General features: G+C 61.6%; 13 protein-coding genes and 1 tRNA gene. 2 read left to right on the forward strand and 12 right to left on the reverse strand.

Translation table 11 applies throughout. From position 1 onward, the window contains the following. Positions 1 to 17 precede the first annotated feature (17 nt). From FBX97_RS21120 to FBX97_RS21140, 5 genes are all read right to left on the reverse strand, one after another. A complete protein-coding gene (locus FBX97_RS21120; protein WP_141836277.1) occupies positions 18 to 1,421 on the reverse strand; it encodes a TIGR03013 family XrtA/PEP-CTERM system glycosyltransferase in 1,404 nt (467 codons plus the stop codon). Further along, a complete protein-coding gene (locus FBX97_RS21125) occupies positions 1,414 to 1,680 on the reverse strand; it encodes a hypothetical protein (protein ID WP_185748676.1) in 267 nt (88 codons plus the stop codon). Before FBX97_RS21125 ends, FBX97_RS21120 begins: the two co-directional genes overlap by 8 nt. A gap of 7 nt (positions 1,681 to 1,687) precedes the next feature. Then, complete coding sequence (locus FBX97_RS21130) at positions 1,688 to 2,977, reverse strand: nucleotide sugar dehydrogenase (RefSeq protein WP_141836281.1); 1,290 nt, start codon at positions 2,975 to 2,977, stop codon at positions 1,688 to 1,690. A 350-nt stretch (positions 2,978 to 3,327) separates the two neighbouring features. Then, a complete protein-coding gene (locus tag FBX97_RS21135; RefSeq protein ID WP_141836283.1) occupies positions 3,328 to 4,380 on the reverse strand; it encodes an acyltransferase in 1,053 nt (350 codons plus the stop codon). A gap of 309 nt (positions 4,381 to 4,689) precedes the next feature. Then, positions 4,690 to 4,765: transfer RNA gene (locus tag FBX97_RS21140), tRNA-Arg, on the reverse strand. A 178-nt stretch (positions 4,766 to 4,943) separates the two neighbouring features. Between FBX97_RS21140 and FBX97_RS21145 the strand changes: the two genes are divergently transcribed. Then, complete coding sequence (locus FBX97_RS21145) at positions 4,944 to 5,867, forward strand: cytochrome c5 family protein (RefSeq protein WP_141836285.1); 924 nt, start codon at positions 4,944 to 4,946, stop codon at positions 5,865 to 5,867. A gap of 62 nt (positions 5,868 to 5,929) precedes the next feature. On the opposite strand, the gene FBX97_RS21150 is transcribed toward FBX97_RS21145, so the two are convergent. From FBX97_RS21150 to FBX97_RS21165, 4 genes are all read right to left on the reverse strand, one after another. Next, positions 5,930 to 6,325: a GtrA family protein gene (locus tag FBX97_RS21150; protein WP_141836287.1), complete on the reverse strand. Its 396-nt coding sequence runs from the start codon at positions 6,323 to 6,325 to the stop codon at positions 5,930 to 5,932. Further along, positions 6,322 to 7,287: a glycosyltransferase family 2 protein gene (locus tag FBX97_RS21155; RefSeq protein ID WP_141837105.1), complete on the reverse strand. Its 966-nt coding sequence runs from the start codon at positions 7,285 to 7,287 to the stop codon at positions 6,322 to 6,324. The genes FBX97_RS21150 and FBX97_RS21155 overlap by 4 nt, the downstream gene beginning before the upstream one ends. Positions 7,288 to 7,334: 47 nt before the next feature. Beyond that, a complete protein-coding gene (locus tag FBX97_RS21160) occupies positions 7,335 to 8,984 on the reverse strand; it encodes a glycosyltransferase family 39 protein (protein WP_141836288.1) in 1,650 nt (549 codons plus the stop codon). Positions 8,985 to 9,203: 219 nt separating this feature from the next. Continuing rightward, on the reverse strand, positions 9,204 to 9,842 hold the full coding sequence (locus FBX97_RS21165; protein ID WP_141836290.1) for a PEP-CTERM sorting domain-containing protein: 639 nt from the start codon (positions 9,840 to 9,842) through the stop codon (positions 9,204 to 9,206). Between the two features lie 601 nt (positions 9,843 to 10,443). Here FBX97_RS21165 and FBX97_RS30250 point away from each other — a divergent pair. Beyond that, positions 10,444 to 12,231, forward strand: a complete 1,788-nt coding sequence (locus FBX97_RS30250) for a hypothetical protein (protein WP_255517579.1) — start codon at positions 10,444 to 10,446, stop codon at positions 12,229 to 12,231. 75 nt (positions 12,232 to 12,306) lie between these two features. Here the strand turns inward: FBX97_RS30250 and FBX97_RS21175 are convergent, their stop codons facing one another. From FBX97_RS21175 to FBX97_RS21185, 3 genes are all read right to left on the reverse strand, one after another. Continuing rightward, positions 12,307 to 14,376, reverse strand: a complete 2,070-nt coding sequence (locus FBX97_RS21175; RefSeq protein ID WP_141836293.1) for a M13 family metallopeptidase — start codon at positions 14,374 to 14,376, stop codon at positions 12,307 to 12,309. An 85-nt stretch (positions 14,377 to 14,461) separates the two neighbouring features. Beyond that, positions 14,462 to 16,510: a M13 family metallopeptidase gene (locus FBX97_RS21180; RefSeq protein WP_141836296.1), complete on the reverse strand. Its 2,049-nt coding sequence runs from the start codon at positions 16,508 to 16,510 to the stop codon at positions 14,462 to 14,464. A gap of 232 nt (positions 16,511 to 16,742) precedes the next feature. Beyond that, positions 16,743 to 17,327: a hypothetical protein gene (locus FBX97_RS21185; RefSeq protein WP_141836299.1), complete on the reverse strand. Its 585-nt coding sequence runs from the start codon at positions 17,325 to 17,327 to the stop codon at positions 16,743 to 16,745. Positions 17,328 to 17,521 lie beyond the last annotated feature (194 nt).

Below are 17,521 nucleotides of genomic sequence, written 5' to 3' on the forward strand. Positions count from 1 at the left end.
CAAAACCGTCGGCCCGATCAGCGGCCACTGCGGAACAGCACGACCTTCAGGGTATCGATCAGGATCAGGACGTCGAGGAACAGGCTGTTGTTCTTCACGTAATACAGGTCGTATTGCAGTTTCTGCAATGCGTCCTCGGCCGACGAACCATAGCCGTAGCGCACTTGGGCCCAGCCGGTGATGCCCGGCTTGACGCTGTGGCGCACGTTGTAATACGGGACCACCTCGATCAGCTGCTCGACGAAGTACTGGCGCTCCGGACGCGGGCCGACGAAGGACATCTCGCCCTTGAACACGTTGAGGATCTGCGGCAGCTCGTCGATACGGGTCTTGCGCATGAAGTTGCCGACGCGCGTGATGCGCGGGTCGTTCTGCTGCGCCCACTGCGGCTTGCCGCCCTTTTCGGCGTCGATGCGCATGCTGCGGAATTTATGCACACGGAAGATCTCGCCATCCATGCCGACGCGCTCCTGCGAGTAGAACACCGGACCGCGGTCTTCGAACCACACCGCCAGCATCGCACCCAGCATCAGCGGGAAGGTCAGCACCAGGATGAGGGTACTGCAGATGATGTCGAAGCTGCGCTTCATGAAGGTACGCACGAAGCTCTGGTCGAAGCCGCCGCCGAACACCAGCCACGACGGCTGCAGCGAGTCGACCCGGATCTGGCAGGTTTCGCGCTCGAAGAAGGTGGCGGCATCGGTCACCTTCAGGCCGGCCAGCTTGCACTCCAGCAGTTCCTTGATCGGGAAGCCGCCGCGGCGGTTCTGCACCGACACCACGATTTCCTGCACGTTGTGGCGGCGCGCCAGCGCCACCAGCGACTCGTTCTCGCGCGCCGACAGCAGGCCGGTGGACGGCACGCACAGCTCTTCGGTCGGGGTCGGGATGAAGCCGGTGATGTGGTAGCGGTGGTAGCTGGCGCTCTGCTGGGCCAAGTCGCTGCATTCCTTGGCCAGCGGGCCGCTGCCGAGGAACAGGATGCGGGTTTCGAGGAAGCGCAGTTCGGACGTCTTGAAGAACACCATGCGCGACACGACGATGCCGACGCCGCCGATGCCGAACACCAGCGCCAGGATGCCGCGCCCGAAGTACAGGTCGGGCGCCACGTAGAACACCAGGGTCAGGATCAGGAAGCCCATCACGAACGAGGGCATCAGTTTCATGAGGAAGGGGTTGCGCAGCCCTTCGTTGAAGTCGAGCTGGTACATGCCCATCGCGCTCATGCTGAAGATGATGGCGACCGTAAACGCGATGGCCGAAGTCAGGAAGTGGTCGATGTTCGGCAGCGAAGCCCCCGGGCCCAGCTCCATGAAACGCACCGTCGCCCCGATGTAGGCTGCGCCAAGCAGCACCAGCACCTCGACGAACAGCAGAACGAATACGATCTTCGACACGTAGTGATTAGAAATCCTAAACACGATAACTCCCGGGCTTCTTCTTGATTATTTGGAAAACATGGGCGGTGTTGAGTGCCCTGGACATGTCCGCCTGCGAGTGCCGTGCATCGCCGCGGCGGAAATCGGCGTATTCCGGGCCCCGTGCAGCGGCATGCGCAAAGTTCCCGGACAGCAAAGCGTTCATCATACCGTACACGCCGTCGAGCACGCTACGAACGCACGCCAAAGCGTTGTAGACTTGATTCAAAGCATCATTCTTGGCAATCATTATCAAACGCATGCCATTCTTATAAGCGCCAGACGCTGTAGCCTGCCTGGCTGAAGGTTTTCGGGTCGAACTGCGCCTTCACGTCGATGAAACAGCCACCGTCGTTGAGCTTGGCGCAGAACTCGTCGGACGAGTGCTCCATCACTTCGCGGTGCCCGACCGCCACCACCATCGCGTCGCCGCGCGGCAGGCTGTCCCAGTTCTCCAGCTCGATCCCGTACTCGTGGCGCGCCTGGCCCGGATCGGCCAGCGGGTCGTGCACGTGCACGTCGCAGCCATAGGACGCCAGCTCGTGCACGATGTCGGCCACCTTGGAATTGCGCAGGTCCGAGCAGTTTTCCTTGAACGTCAGGCCGACCACGTTGACGGTCGAGCCCTTGACGTGGAAACCCGACGAGATCATCGACTTGACGGTTTTCTCGGCCACGAACTTGGCCATGCCGTCATTGATGCGGCGGCCGGCCAGGATCACCTGGGGGTGGTAACCGACCATCTCGGCCTTGTGCGTCAGGTAATACGGATCGACGCCGATGCAATGACCGCCGACCAGCCCCGGACGGAAGGGCATGAAATTCCATTTGGTGCCGGCCGCGCGCAGCACGTCGCTGGTATCGATCCCGATCTTGTCGAAAATGATCGCCAGTTCGTTCATCAGCGCGATGTTCAGGTCGCGCTGGGTGTTCTCGATGACTTTCGCCGCCTCGGCCACCTTGATCGCGGACGCCCGGTGCACGCCGGCCTCGACCACCGATTCATACAGCGCGGCGATCCGGGCCAGCGTGGCGTCGTCGTCGCCGGACACCACTTTCGGAACGGTCGCCAGCGTATGCTCGCGATCGCCCGGATTGATGCGTTCCGGCGAAAACCCGACGTGGAAGTCATGCCGCCAGCGCATGCCGGACTGGCGCTCGAGGATCGGAATGCAGATTTCCTCGGTGGCGCCTGGATACACGGTCGACTCGAACACCACGGTCGCACCGGGCTTCATGTGACGGCCGATCAGCGTGGTGGCGCCGGCCAGCGGCGTGAAATCAGGCTGGTGGGCGCCGTCGACCGGGGTCGGCACCGCGACGATGATGAAATCGGCGGCGTCCAGGCACGCCGGATCGGTCGTGAATTCGAGCTGCGCCGCCGCAGCCAGGTCGGCAGCCGCGACTTCCCCGCTGGGATCGACGCCGCTGCGATAATGTGCAATCTTGGTGGCGGACAAATCGAAGCCGAGCGTCCTGCCCCGCTTGCCGAATGCGACCGCCAGTGGCAAACCAACGTACCCGAGTCCAACTACTGCAACGACTGCTTCTGCATTCATTTTATCGGTTCCGATCCAATTTTTGCAAATTGTACAACATTTAATATAACACGGAAAAACCGATACTTCCCAGCAAAAGTACATGAATTGTTAAACAGAAACAACAAGTTACCGGCCCCTTGTCAGGCCCTCCAACCTCCACCCACGAGGTCTGGTCAACGCGGACGCAAGAAAAATACTGCAATTTTCCTAAGGGAAGTATTTGGCTGCCGTGAACTTTTGGGCAACATTGTTATGCCCAGAGCATGCAATAGTACCATTTCGACGGCGCGACCGCGCAGCGCTCATCTATCGTGCGCGAAGTCAGAGCGCATCACGCGGCAGCGCAAAGCCAGGGAAGCGCGCTTGCTTCACTGGCTTAATGGATGTGCAGTCCTTGCTACAAGCTGCCGCAGCATGCTGCGGAAAAAAGCCACGCGGCACTCGGTAAGCTGAGCAAGCAAGAAAATTCCTATCGATAACTCAGCATAAAATTGAAATGGACTCATTCCCGGCTGATACAGCTCCCCGAGTGGTCCATGAAATGCATACATCGAAAACGAAAGACCGGCGAGATAACGGATCGGGCCTTCGAAGCGGGTCAACCAGTCAAGGCTGGACATGATATTGGCGGCGGCGCTCAGATGCGCGGTGACCACCACGCCGAGTACGAGGTCATACAGCATCTGTGTCGAATGATGCGCACGCCAGGCAGGTGGGAACACATCATAAAGCCACGCCCGCAACAGCTCTGAAATATCGAACCGCCACAGCAGTACAGCTGCAATCAGGGTGGCTGCATAGATTGCCAGCGCCGGGCCCTTGTCCAGTACCGGCATTTTCCGATACAGCCATACACCCATCAACCATATTGGAAACAACAGCACGATCTTTGGTCCGGCAATCAGTGCCGTCAGGCCCGTCAGTACGATCCGGTAGCGGGGCGCCGAGAATATCCAGGCAGCGAAGATCAGGTAATACCAGACTTCATAGTTGAGCGACCAGAAAGCAACATTCAGTGGCGCTTCGGTCCATCCAAGACCGGATTGCCCAAGGAAGAACATGTTGGTCAGTGTCGCTGCAAGCGGTAATTCGCCCTTCGCCATCGACAGTATCAGCCCAACCAACAGGGCTGCCCACGCGACCGGGACGATGCGGGCAATCCGGTGTTGCAAATAAGTGGACAGGGTCATCCCGGGACGCGACGTCGTATGCGTGATGACGTAGCCGGACAACACAAAAAATACGACAACGGCCTCATGGCCCGGAAATTCAAGGGGGGCAAACTGCAAAAACGTATGGTGCAAGACCACACTCAACGCTGCAAGAAACCTCAATAAATCAAGATAGATAGAAAACGCTCTCGGGATCTCGTTTCTTACCTTCGAATTTGCAGTGGACAAGGACTGAAGCGCCGCCATCATGGTTGAAAACCATCCATGAGGGCATAGGCGATTGATGATGCGTATGCGTAAAACATATTTCTATGTAGGTAGATTTATATGTAATGACGATACCACGGCGAAAATATAGTGGCAAACTATTAATTGCAGATTGGAATGAGTACAGACTGCGCTGCGCCGACCAGAAATCGCCCAGAACGCTAGCGATGCGGAAAACTCAGCATGAATGAAGAAGAAATACGAGAGGTTCGAACGCCACGAGCGGTGCGATCGGATGGCGCAGGCGGTAAGCCCGGGTCGAAGATGCAAGGACTTGCCCATCTTCTGAAGTGGCGCGGCTGGCTGGGATCGAACCAGCGACCCTTGGCTTCGGAGGCCAATACTCTATCCACTGAGCTACAGCCGCGCTGAGAGTGATGCGAAGGATACAGTCTTTCCCGACCGTCGTCTATGGGAACCGGCGCTGCCGGCCAGTAATTGCGTTTCCATTAACGATTTTTGGGTCTATAATCGGGCGCGGATGGTATTGCAAACAAGCATCCGCAGCGCAGGAGACAGGTTTTTTTAATTAGATTAAGGAAATCATGAGCGACGCACACAATGAACAGCAATCCCTGATCCAGACACCCAAGCAACTCATCGTTGCGGTCGCAGGTTTCTTCCTCGTCATCGTCATCGGCATCATCCTGCTCGTCACCTTCGTCACCAATACCCATCTGCAGGGGGCCGGCTCGGAACAGACCGCGCAAGCCATCGGCGCCCGCATCCGCCCGGTGGCCGACGAAGGTTTCACCTTCAAGGACGCCAACGCCCCGAAAGTCCTGCAGAGCGGCCAGGCCGTGTACACCGCGGTATGCGCGGCCTGCCACGGCAGCGGCGCCGCCGGCGCCCCCAAGCTGGGCGATGCCGGCGCCTGGGCCGCGCGCATCAAGCAGGGTTACGACACGCTGGTCCAGCACGCCGTGCAGGGGATCCGCCTGATGCCGGCCAAGGGCGGCAATCCGGACCTGGACGACATCGAAGTGGCACGTGCCGTGGTCTACATGAGCAACCAGGCGGGCGCCAAGTTCAAGGAACCGGAAGCCCCGGCCCCCACCCAGCAGGCGGCGGCCCCTGCGGCTGGCGCTCCTGCTGCGGCTGCGCCTGCTGCGGCGGCCGCACCCGCCGCTGCCGTGGCACCGGCCGCGGCACCCGCCCCGGCTGCAGCAGCGGCGCCGGCTGCAGCAGCGCCGGCAGCCGCCCCTGCCAGTGCCAGCGCCGATACCGGCAAGGCCCTGTTCAACACGGCCTGCATCGCCTGCCACGGCGCCGGCATCGCGGGCGCGCCGAAGGTCGGCGACAAGGCCAACTGGGCACCGCGCATCGCCCAGGGCAATGCGGTGCTGTACGACCATGCGCTCAAGGGTTTCCAGGGCAAGGCTGGCGTGATGCCGCCGAAAGGCGGTTCGGCGGCGCCGGATGCCGACGTCCGAGCGGCCGTCGACTACATGGTGGCGGCGGCAAAATAAGCCGCCTGCCGGGCCGCCGGGCGCGGGCCGCCGGGCGCGGGCCGCCGGGCGCGGGCCGCCGGCTACGACGCGGCCTGGCGGCGCGTAAACACGGCGTACTTCGACATGGCGAAGTTGAACATCAGCGCAACGGCCGAGCCGGCCGCAACGGCCAGGAACAGGTTCAGCGTGCTGTGGTCGGTCAGCCAGAGCCAGATCGTATAGACGATCACGTTGATGCCGCCGCCGAGGCTGGTCAGCAGCAGATACTGCGCCCATTCGCGCAGCGAGCCCTGCCCCTGCTGGACGAAGGTGAAATGCCGGTTGACCTTCCAGGTCACGGTGGCGGCAATCACGAACGAGAGGAGCCGGCCGCTGACCGTTCCCAGTCCCAGCACCTTGACGCCCAGGTACAGCATGGAAAAGTCGGTGACGAAGCCGAGCGCACCGACCATGCAAAAGCGCAGGAACTGTTTCAAGTCCGTTTTCCAAGCATGGCACCGACCGAGGGCACCGTGAGGTAAGCCAGGCGCTTCAGTTCACGCCGCCCGTGGGTGACCGTGTCCAGGATCAGGCCGCAGGTGAGCGCCAGGAAGCCCAGCAGCATCGTGCTTGCCGCCAGCACGGCGGTCGGCAGGCGCGGCACCAGGCCGGTCTCGAGGTAGGTCAGCAGCACCGGCAGCGACAAGCCCAGCGACAGCAGGGCCAGCAGCGCGAAAATGATGGTGAAGAAGAACAGCGGGCGCTCGTTCTTGAACAGCTTGGTGATCATCAGCAGGATGCGGAAGCCGTCGCGGTAGGTCGACAGCTTGCTGGTCGAGCCTTCCAGGCGTGCGCCGTAGGGCGTATTCAGTTCGCCGATCGGCATGCGCAGCTGGAGCGCGTGCACGGTCAGTTCGGTCTCGATCTCGAAGCCGTTCGACAGCGCCGGGAAGGATTTCACGTAACGGCGCGAGAACACGCGGTAGCCGGACAGGATGTCGGTGAAGCGGTTGCCGAACAGGTTGGCGACGAAGCCCGTAAACAAGGCGTTGCCGAAGCGGTGGCCGGCGCGGTAGGCGGCGGCTTCCGAGTCGACGCGGCAACCAACCACCATGTCCAGGTTTTCCGCGATCAGCTTGGCGATCAGGGCGGGTGCGCTGGCGGCATCATAGGTGATGTCGCCGTCGCACATCAGGTAGATGTCGGCGTCGACGTCGGCGAACATGCGGCGCACGACATTGCCTTTGCCTTGCAGGGTTTCGGTGCGCACGATGGCGCCGGCGGCGGCGGCGACCTGGGACGTCTTGTCCTTCGAATTGTTGTCGTAGACATAAATCCGGGCTTGCGGCAGTTCACGGCGGAAGCCTTCGACGACGGCGCCGATGGCCGCTTCCTCGTTGTAGCAGGGCAAGATGACTGCGATCTCGAACCCGGCGAGGGAGGCATGCGTCACGTCCATCGGCACGACATTCTGCGGGGTTCTCAAAGTGGATTCCATGTTGTTCCTTACTGCTGTAATTGGGTTAGCTTGCTGGCTTTGGCGGGAATGCCCATTTCGCGGACGGCCGCGATGTCGGGGGTGACGATGCCGCTGGCTTCGTAGACTTCCGTCACGCCGTCGCGGTACTGGTGCGGCAGGCGCCGGGTCAACACGAAGCCGGAATCCCGGCCCATCAGCGCGTCGCGCATCTGGGTGCTATGGGGATAAGCCGGATTATTGTTCTGGCGCACGATGACGACGTGCTGCACACCGAGGCGGTTCAGCGCCGCCAGTACCTGCCCGGCATTGCTGTACTTGAGGGTGTAGCTGCTGCCCATGAAATTCGAATCGGCCAGCAGCTTGGATGCGCGGATCACATAGCCCTGCAGGCGGCTGTCGTGCACCGCCATCTCGGCGATAAAGGCGCCTTCCGCGCCGGCCGGGCCGTCGATCACGGTCAGCGTCGGGCGGTTGGCGGGCGCCAGCGCCTGCGACAGCAGCCCGATACCGGTGTCGGCCTTGGGCGGGCGCGCCGCCAGGTGCATCACGCCGGGCACCGCCATCACCACCGCCAGCACGGCAGCGGCAAGCGCCGCGGCCGGCCTGGCGCCGCGTTGCGCCAGCATGGCCAGCAGATGCTGGGCACCGAGGATGGCCAGCACCACCACCGCCGGCAGGGCCGGCGCCATGTAGCGGTCGACGATATCGACCGGCACCAGCGACTGCAGCAGCAGCGTGGCCAGCACCAGGCTGAGGATGCAGCTGACGATCGACCAGCGCAGCGCCGAGCGCGCACGCTGGCGGAATTCGGCCACCACGGCGAACAGGGCCAGCAGCACGCCGGCCGGCGTCAGGTTGTGCGACAGCGTGAGCAGGTTGGCCAGCAGCGCCTGCGATGCATACGGGAGGCCTGCCTGGTAATTGAAGCCGTCGGCGGCGATTTTTGCCGTCAGCAGGTACCACGGCACCACCAGCAGCGCCATCAGCACGGCGGCGACGTACGGCTTGATGGAGAGCAGCTGCTTCCAGTTGGCGGTCAGCGCGATATGAAAGACCGGAATGAACACCACCAGCCAGCCATTGCCCTTCATGAGCACGGCCAGCGCAGCCAGCAGCGCAAAGCCGATCGCCTTGCCCCAGCCCGGGGCCGCCGCATACGCGATCCACACGGCGGTGGCGGCCACCAGGCAGGCGGCCAGCGGCTGGTCGACCATGAACATCGCGTGGCCCTCGAGCACCAGCGGCGTCAGCGCGTACACCAGCACGCCGATGATGGCGGCGCGGCGATCCGCCAGCAGGCTCAGCGCAGCGGCGATGCCGATTGCCGGCAGCGCGGCCAGCAACACATTCAGCGCGAACACGACCGGCATGGTCGGCGGCAGCACCATGAACAGCAGCCCCAGGAAACCGTAATAGGCGGGCGGCCAATGGCCTATCGAGATCTTCGGATAGTGGATATAGAAATCGGCCGCGGCCGCCATCGGATTGGCGCCCAGGTGGGTACTCAGGTAGTTCGCGATGAAATAGCCGTTGAGGAAGTGGGAAGGTTCGTCTGCGCCGGAAAAACCTGATTGGTAGGCCCTGGCGAGGACCATGGCAAACGTCCCGACGGCGACGGCGGCCAGATAGGCCAGGAACAGGAAGGAAGCCGATGGCCTCTTGGTAAGAGCTTGCATTCAGGAGGTCGAGGTGGACAATTAATAATGCTTCAGGTCAAATTTTATACGGATTTGTGTTTTTTATATATTCGTAACGAATTCTGTTGTATTTGGTAAAACTGGAAGAATATTGAACAGCGGAAATTGACTCGCTGATGGCGTTGCGGCCGTCGTATCGACGGCCGCAAGCATGGCAAGTTGACAGCAGGGCGTGGCTTGCCCTGCTGGACAGGCGGATCACATGCGGGACTGGCGGCGACGGCGCATTGCCAGGGCAGCCAGCAGGCCTGCACAGCACAGCAGGATGCTGCCCGGTTCCGGCACCGAATTCTGCATCACGTGGGTCACGTAGAAATCGAAGGTGATACTGGCCACGTCCTGGCCACCGATCTCGCTCACGAACAGACTCGTCGCAGGGGTCGGCAAGCTGCCGTCCCAAGGCTGGCTTTGAACGGCAAGTCCGGCCAGGTTATCCGATGCAAATATCACATTGCCAGCAAGGTCGAGCATGGTAATGCGCGCATCATAAAGATTCACGGGGAATGCCAGGTCGAGTACGTCGAGGGTCCCCACGCCCAGGTAGGCACCTTCATTGAAAACCGGAAACAAATCACCGTTCGTGCTCAGGTTGATGGAAATGTGGTTGGTGACATCGCTGAGGATGGTATCGGATTCACTGACCGTCACCACCAGGCCGTCGCGCATGAAGGTGGCCGGCGTGTCGTCGAAGACGCTGATGGGGATAGCAGGGTTGCCGCTGAATTCACCCTCCAGGTAAACACCGTAAGTAGAACCGGTGACGACGACAGCCCATGCGGAGCCTGTCGCACCCAAAGATGCAATGAGTAACATCAAAGAAACAAATATTTTTTTCACACACCTCTCCTATTTGAACAATTACCAATCATGACAAGAACATAAGCAAGTTGCATTCCATAAGAATTTTTTGTTTCTTATCAATGAGTTATTTTTTGGCTTTGAGCACTTCAAATTTGTCGTGTAAAAAAAATCGACGCCCCTATCAGTATCAAACAGGTAAAAACCCTAGTTACAAAAGATAAAAAATAGAATTTTTATATTAAATTTTGTTGTAATAAATAATATTTATTCTTCTTCAGACAATCTTCAAAGATGCCAGGAAACAACATCAAATAAAGTTTCGCGATAAAAATTTTGAGTGGCTGAAGGAAGCAGAATTAGACGACTTATATCGCTACCGGCCTCGCCTGGCGCACGTGCAGGGGATTCATACTCGATCAAGTAGTTTCCGTAGGAAAAAATTACAGGCAGCCTCGGATTCAGGAAAGATTTAGGCGGCGTTATCGAAAAATAAATAGAAATGGCAGTAATTGCATGGTTATTTATTACATATTCTTCGTTACAAATACTTACAAACCACGTTTCTCAAATCTCGTAAGCTCCTATCTTTCCAGCAGGAATAACTGCTCAAAAGAATTTTCATTTACGAGGAAACGACATGCAACAGCGCAACACCGGCTCCATCGCCGCCCGCCTGGCCCCTGCCCTGGTGGTCTCGCTGCTGGCGGCAACCGGCGCATCTGCCGCGACCCTGTCGGTCGGTCCCGGCAAACAATATGCCGCACCGTGCGCGGCATTCAACGCTGCCCGCGATGGCGACACCATCGAAATCAGCGGCAACAATATTTACAAGGGCGATGTCTGCGGCATTTCCCGCAATAACCTGACCATTCGCGGCGTCAACGGCCGTCCGATGATCGATGCCAACGGCGCCAATGCCATGGGCAAGGCGATCTGGGTGGTCGGCGGCAACAACATCACCATCGAAAACGTCGAAATGTACGGTGCCCGGGTGCCGGACCAGAACGGCGCCGCACTGCGCCTGGAAGGCACCGGTTTCACGCTGCGCCAGAGCTTCCTGCACGATAACGAAAACGGCATTCTGAGCGGCGCCAATACCGCCAGCGATATCCTGATCGAGTACAGTGAATTCGGCCACAACGGTTTCGGCGACGGCTATAGCCACAACCTGTATATCGGCAACGTCCGCAGCCTCACCTTCCGCTACAGCTATTCGCACGACGCCAACGTCGGCCACAACCTGAAGTCGCGCGCCCAGGTCAACACGATCTACAACAACCGCTTCTCCAGCACCGCGCCGGGCCAGACCAGCAGCACCGCAGCGGGCAGCCCGAGCTACGAAGTCGACCTGCCCAACGCCGGCACCTCGTACGTCATCGGCAACGTGATCGAACAGCCGGCCGCCAACAGCAACCCGAACATCCTGGCCTATGGCGAGGAAGGTGCGAGCAACCCGGGCAAGGACCTGTATGTGGTCAACAATACTTTCCTGAACGATGCCGGTTCGGGCACTTTCGTGATGATCGGCTCCGGTGTGAGCACCCCTGCCCTGATTCAGAACAACGTCTTTGCGGGCGCCGGCAGCGTGACCAGCCAGGGCAATGCGACACTCAGGACCAACCACAGCGCCGCCGCACCGGCCTTCGTCAACCGCGCCACCTACGACCTGCATCCGGCCGCCGGTTCGCCGATGATCAATGCCGCCTCGGCGCCCGGCACCGCACCGACCGGCTTCGTGCTGGCCCCGATTGCGCAATACCAGCACGTGGCTTCGGGCGAAGCCCGCATCAACGTCAACGACATCGGCGCCTACGCCTCCAACGGCGCCGCCGCCACGCCGCCCGCAACGACGGGCTGGACCCAGTGCGCCAACGAAGGCGGCACCTGCACCTTCAGCGGCACCCGCGAAGTGCGCTACGGCTCGGGCACGACCTTCGTGTCGCGCACCGTGAGCGGTTCGGTCGCCTGCAGCAACGCCGTGTTCGGCGACCCGACCCCGAACGTGGCCAAGACCTGCAGCTATGCGGCCACCGCCTGGACCCAGTGCGCCAACGAAGGCGGTACCTGCTCGTTCAGCGGCACCCATGAAGTGCGCTACGGCTCGGGCACGACCTTCGTGTCGCGCACCGTCACCGGTTCGGTCGCCTGCAGCAACGCGGTGTTCGGCGACCCGACCCCGAACGTGGCCAAGACCTGCAGCTACGCCGCCGACAGCAGCACTGCACCGGCAGCGGAAACCTGGAACACCTGCGCCGGCGAGGGCGCCCTGTGCACCTTCAGCGGCACCCGCGACGTCCGCTACGGCGCCGGCAGCAGCTTCGTGACCCGGACCTTCACGGGCTCGGTCCTGTGCTCGAACGCCGTGTTCGGCGACCCGGCCCTGGGCGTGGTCAAGTCGTGCAGCGTGTCCAGCCTGACAAAATAAGCGGATGACCTGAGTACTGCGTCGACGTAAAAAAAGGCCGCGAACTTCGCGGCCTTTTTCATTGTCGACGACGCATTACCAGATGATCACGCGGTCCTTCGGCGCCAGGTACATCTTGTCGCCCGGCTTCACGCCGAAAGCTTCGTAGTAGCCCGGCTGGTTCTTGAGGGTGCCGTTGGCGCGGTACTGGCCCGGCGAGTGCGGGTCGGTCTTCACCTGCACGATCTGCTGCTGTTCGCGCATCTTCGAACGCCACACCTGTGCCCAGCCCATGTACAGGCGCTGGTCGCCGCTCAAGCCGTCGATGACCGGCGCCTTCTTGCCCTTCAGCGAGATGTGATAGGCCTTGTAGGCGATGGCCAGGCCCGAGTTGTCGGCGATGTTCTCGCCCAGGGTCAGCTCGCCGTTGACGTGGTAGCCCGGCAGCGGCTCGAAGGCGTTGTACTGGTTGACCAGCATCGCGGTCTTGGCCTTGAAGTTCTTGTGGTCGGACGCGGTCCACCAGTCGCGCAGGTTGCCCTTGCCGTCGTACTGGGCGCCCTGGTCGTCGAAGCCGTGGCTGATCTCGTGGCCGATCACCGCGCCGATGCCGCCGTAGTTGACTGCGTCATCCGCATTGGCGTCGAAGAACGGCGGCTGCAGGATCGCGGCCGGGAACACGATCTCGTTCATCTCCGGGTTGTAGTAGGCGTTGATGGTCTGCGGCGTCATGCCCCACTCGTCGCGGTCGATCGGGCGGCCCAGCTTGTTCAGCTCGCGGTCGGCTTCGACCACGCGCGAACGCATCACGTTGCCGACCAGGTCGTCACGCTTGACGGTCAGGGCCGAGTAGTCCTTCCACTTGTTCGGGTAGCCGATCTTCGGGTTGAAGGTGGCCAGCTTGGCTTGCGCTTCCTTCTTGGTGGCCGGGCTCATCCAGTCAAGCTTGTCGATCGACTGTTTATAGGCGGCCAGCAGGTTCTTGACCAGCGCTTCCATGCGCGCCTTGCGCTCGGCCGGGAAGTATTCGGCCACGTACAGCTTGCCCAGCGCTTCGCCCTGCGCACGCTCGACCGCGCCGACGCCGCGCTTCCAGCGCGGTTCCTGCTCCTTCACGCCCGACAGGGTGCGGCCGTAGAAATCGAAACGCTCGTCGGCGAAGTTCTTCGACAGGAAGCTGCCGTAGGATTCGATCAGGTGCAGCGACAGGTAGGCTTTCCAGGTCTCGATCGGGGTCTTGTTCGACAGCTCGACGAAGCCCTTCAGGTAGGTCGGCTGGCCGACGATCACGTAGCTCGCCTTGGCGCCGATGCCGGTGGTGTCGAACCAGGTCTTCCAGTCGAAGCCCGGCGCGGTCTTGTCCATGTCGGCCAGGTTGACCTTGTTGTAGGCCTTGATCGGATCGCGCAGTTCGACCTTGGTCCACTGCACGCGGGCGATCTCGGTTTCGAAGGCGACGATGGCTTTCGCATTGGCGGCGGCGTTCTTGTCGCCGGCCATGCCCAGCATCTTCTCGACGTGGGCCTGGTACTTGGCCTTGGTGTCGGCCAGCTTGGCGTCGTCCGCCTTCAGGTAGTAGTCGCGGTCCGGCATGCCCAGGCCACCCTGGCCGATGTCGGCGACGTACTTGGTCGAATCCTTGTTGTCCTGGTGGATGCCGAAGTCGAACGGCACGCCGACGCCGATTTTACCCAGGCGGGCCAGCATCGCCGGCAGCTCGGACTTGTCCTTCAGGGCAGCGATCTTGTCGAGTTCCGGCTTCAGCGGGGCCACGCCCAGCTGCTCCAGGCGCGCCTCGTCCATGAAGCTGGCGTAAAAATCGCCGATGCGCTGGGCGTCGGTGCCGGCGGACGGGTTGGTCGAGGCGGTTTTTTCGATGATGCCGCGCAGCTGCGGCAGGGTGTTCTCGCGCAGCTCCATGAACGAACCCCAGCTCGACTTGTCCGCCGGGATCTCGACCGTCTTGAGCCACTTGCCGTTCAGGTATTCGAAGAAGTCGTCCTGCGGGCGCACGGACGGCTCGATGTATTGGGTGGCGATGCCGGCGCTCAGGGTCTGGCCGCTCTTGGCTGCGGTGCTCTTGGCCGCGGCGGCGCCTTCGGCCGCGTGGCCCAGGCTGGAGATCAGCGCCAGGGTCAGGGCGCTCAACAGGTATTGTTTTTTCATCTCTTTGGTCTCTCGGATTGTGGTCAATCGGCCGGCGGGATCACCGCCGGCCCGGGTCGTGCGGGTGCAGCTTACCAGATGCCGATCACCAGATCGTCACGCGGTCTTCCGGCTTCAGGTACATCTTGTCGCCTTCCTTGATGCCGAAGGCTTCATAGAAGGCGGCCTGGTTGCGCAGCGTGCCGTTGGCGCGGAACTGGCCCGGCGAGTGCGGGTCGGTCTTCACCTGGTTGATCGCCGCTTCGTCGCGCATCTTCGAGCGCCACACCTGGCCGAAGCCCATGAAGAAGCGCTGGTCGCCGGTGAGGCCGTCGATGACCGGGGCCGGCTGGCCGTGCAGCGAGATCTTGTAGGCTTTATAGGCGATGGCGAGGCCCGAGTTGTCGCCGATGTTCTCGCCCAGAGTCAGCGCACCGTTGACGTGGTAGCCCGGCACCGGCTCGAAGGCGTCGTACTGCTTGACCAGCATGTCGGTCTTGGCCTTGAAGCGCGCCTCGTCTTCCTCCGTCCACCAGTTGCGCAGGTTGCCCTGGCCGTCAGACTGGCTGCCCTTGTCGTCGAAGCCGTGGCCGATCTCGTGGCCGATCACGGCGCCGATCGCGCCGTAGTTCACGGCATCGTCGGCTTCGGCATTGAAGAACGGCGGCTGCAGGATCGCGGCCGGGAACACGATCTCGTTCAGGCGCGAGTTGTAGTAGGCGTTGATGGTCTGCGGCGTCATGCCCCATTCCTCGCGGTCGATCGGCTTGCCCAGCTTGTTGATGTTGCGGTTGTAGGCGAAGGTCGAGGCGCGCATCACGTTGCCGACCAGGTCATCGGATTTGACCGCCAGTTTCGTATAGTCGCGCCACTTGTTCGGGTAGCCGATCTTCGGGTTGAAGGTGGCCAGCTTGGCCTGCGCTTCCTTCTTGGTGGCCGCGCCCATCCAGTCGAGGCCGTCGATCGACTCTTTATAAGCGGCCAGCACGTTCTTGACCAGCGCGTCCATGCGCGCTTTTCTCTCCGGCGGGAAGTACTTGGCCACGTATTCGCGGCCCAGCGCTTCGCCCAGCGCGCCTTCCACCGTCGACACGGCGCGCTTCCAGCGCGGACGGTTCTCGGTGACGCCGGTCAGCGTGGTGCCGTAGAAGTAGAAGTTGGCGTCCACGAAGCCCTTGCTCAGGTAAGGCGAGTATTCGCGCAGCAGCTGCCACTGGAAATAGGCCTTGACGGTCTCGAGGTCGGTGTCGTTCAGCACCTTGTTGAAGCCGGTGACGTAGCTCGGCTGGCCGACGATCACGTAGTCGGCCTTGTTACCGACGCCGGCGGCGGCCAGCGCGCTCTTCCAGTCGTAGTCCGGCGCCAGGGTCGACAGCTCGGCCACGCTCATCTTGTTGTAGCCCTTGTTCGGATCGCGCAGCTCGACGCGGTTCCACTGGACTTCGGCCAGCTTCGTCTCGAAGGCCACGATCGCTTTCGCCTTGGCGGCGGCGTCCTTTTCTCCGGCCAGGCCGAGGATGGTGGCGACATGCGCTTCGTACTTGGCGCGGATGCCGGCCATGCGCTTGTCGTCCAGCTTCAGGTAGTAATCGCGGTCCGGCATGCCCAGGCCGCCCTGGCGGATGTAGGTCGCGTAGCGGGTCGATGCCTTGGCGTCCTGCGCCACGCCGATGCCGTAGGGCGTGGCCACCCCGATCTGCGACAAGTGCGCGACCAGGGCCGGCACGCCCTTCTTGTCCTTCAGCGTGCGGATGCGCTGCAGCTCGCCGGCGAGCGGCTTGGTGCCGAGGGCTTCCAGCTTGTTCTCGTCCATGAAGCTGGCGTACAGGTCGCCGATCTTGCGGGCATCGGTCCCCGGCTTGGCCTTGGCTTGCTGGTCGGCTTCGATGATCTCGCGCAGCTGCGGCGTGGTGTCGTCGCGCAGCTTCATGAAGGTGCCCCAGCTCGACTTGTCAGCCGGGATCTCGGCGGTTTTCAGCCACTTGCCGTTGAGGTATTCGAAAAAGTCGTCCTGGGCGCGTACGGTCGGGTCGATGTACTGCGTCTCGATGCCGGACTTGGCTGCGGATGCAGCGGGTGCCGGGGCATTCTCCGCAGCGCTGGCGAAAGCGGCCAGCAGGGACAGGGTCAGGGTGCTCAACAGGTAACGTTTCACAAGGAAGTCCTTCATTGCATAGGGAAAAGAGCGGCTTGTGGCCATCGGCAAATGTAACACAGCCCGGCTTGGCAAAACCGGGCTGTTGTCTGACAGGCACTTCTTCGTCGTCCCTGCCCCATGTTGCCGACTAGATCGAGGAAATTCTATCCGGGAAGGGTAAGGCCATTACACGAAAACACGCTTTTTTACTTTTCGATACATCATGCATATGTGAGCACCGCGGCGGGTCTTAGCCGCCGATGTTGATCGAGGCGCCGCCCGGTCCCGTGGCGCCCGCGCCGCCGGCGCCACCCATGCCGCCCATGCCGCGGCCGCCACGTCCGCCACGCCGCTCTCCCCGTTCGCCGCCACGCTCGCCAGCACCGCCCGGCCGCCCTTCCGGCACCACGCGCACCAGCTGCTCGCCCAGGAACACCGCAAGCTGGGCACGCTGCTTGTCGTCGAGGGCATCGTTCACGCCCAGCCACAGCTCACGCAGCTGCCTGTCTTCCGCACTGGAAGCCGCGCTTTCCGCTTCCACCAGTTTATTCAGTTCACGCAGTTCGACGTCCGGCCTGGCCAGCATCGTTTTCGCCTGTTCCTGCAGCGTGTCGCGGCGGTGCTGGCGCTCGCGCAGCACGCTGCGGGTACGGCCCTCGACTTGGTTCCACAGGGTTTGCTGGTTGGTGCTCAGGTGCATCGACGATTTCAGGTCCGACGCCATGAACATCAGGTCTTCGACGCGCATGTCCATCAGCGGGACGGCGAACGAGGGCGTGGCAGCACCGACGGCAAGGGCCAGCACGCAGGCACGGAACAGACGGGTTCTTAACATACTGCAAATCTCCTGGGCATAAAAAAGCCCACGGTGGGTACCGTGGGCAAAGACCACTTCAAGAGTGGAGAGAGAGAAAAACTGAGATCGACTATATGCCTCTCGCCCTGCCCTGTCCGGGCCCTTTACAAATACTTACCCTACGTTGGAGACGGAATACAAGGATTTACAAGAACATCGAACTTGTATTGACG

Source organism: Herbaspirillum sp. SJZ107 (assembly GCF_006715485.1).
Classification (GTDB): Bacteria; Pseudomonadota; Gammaproteobacteria; order Burkholderiales; family Burkholderiaceae_D; genus Telluria.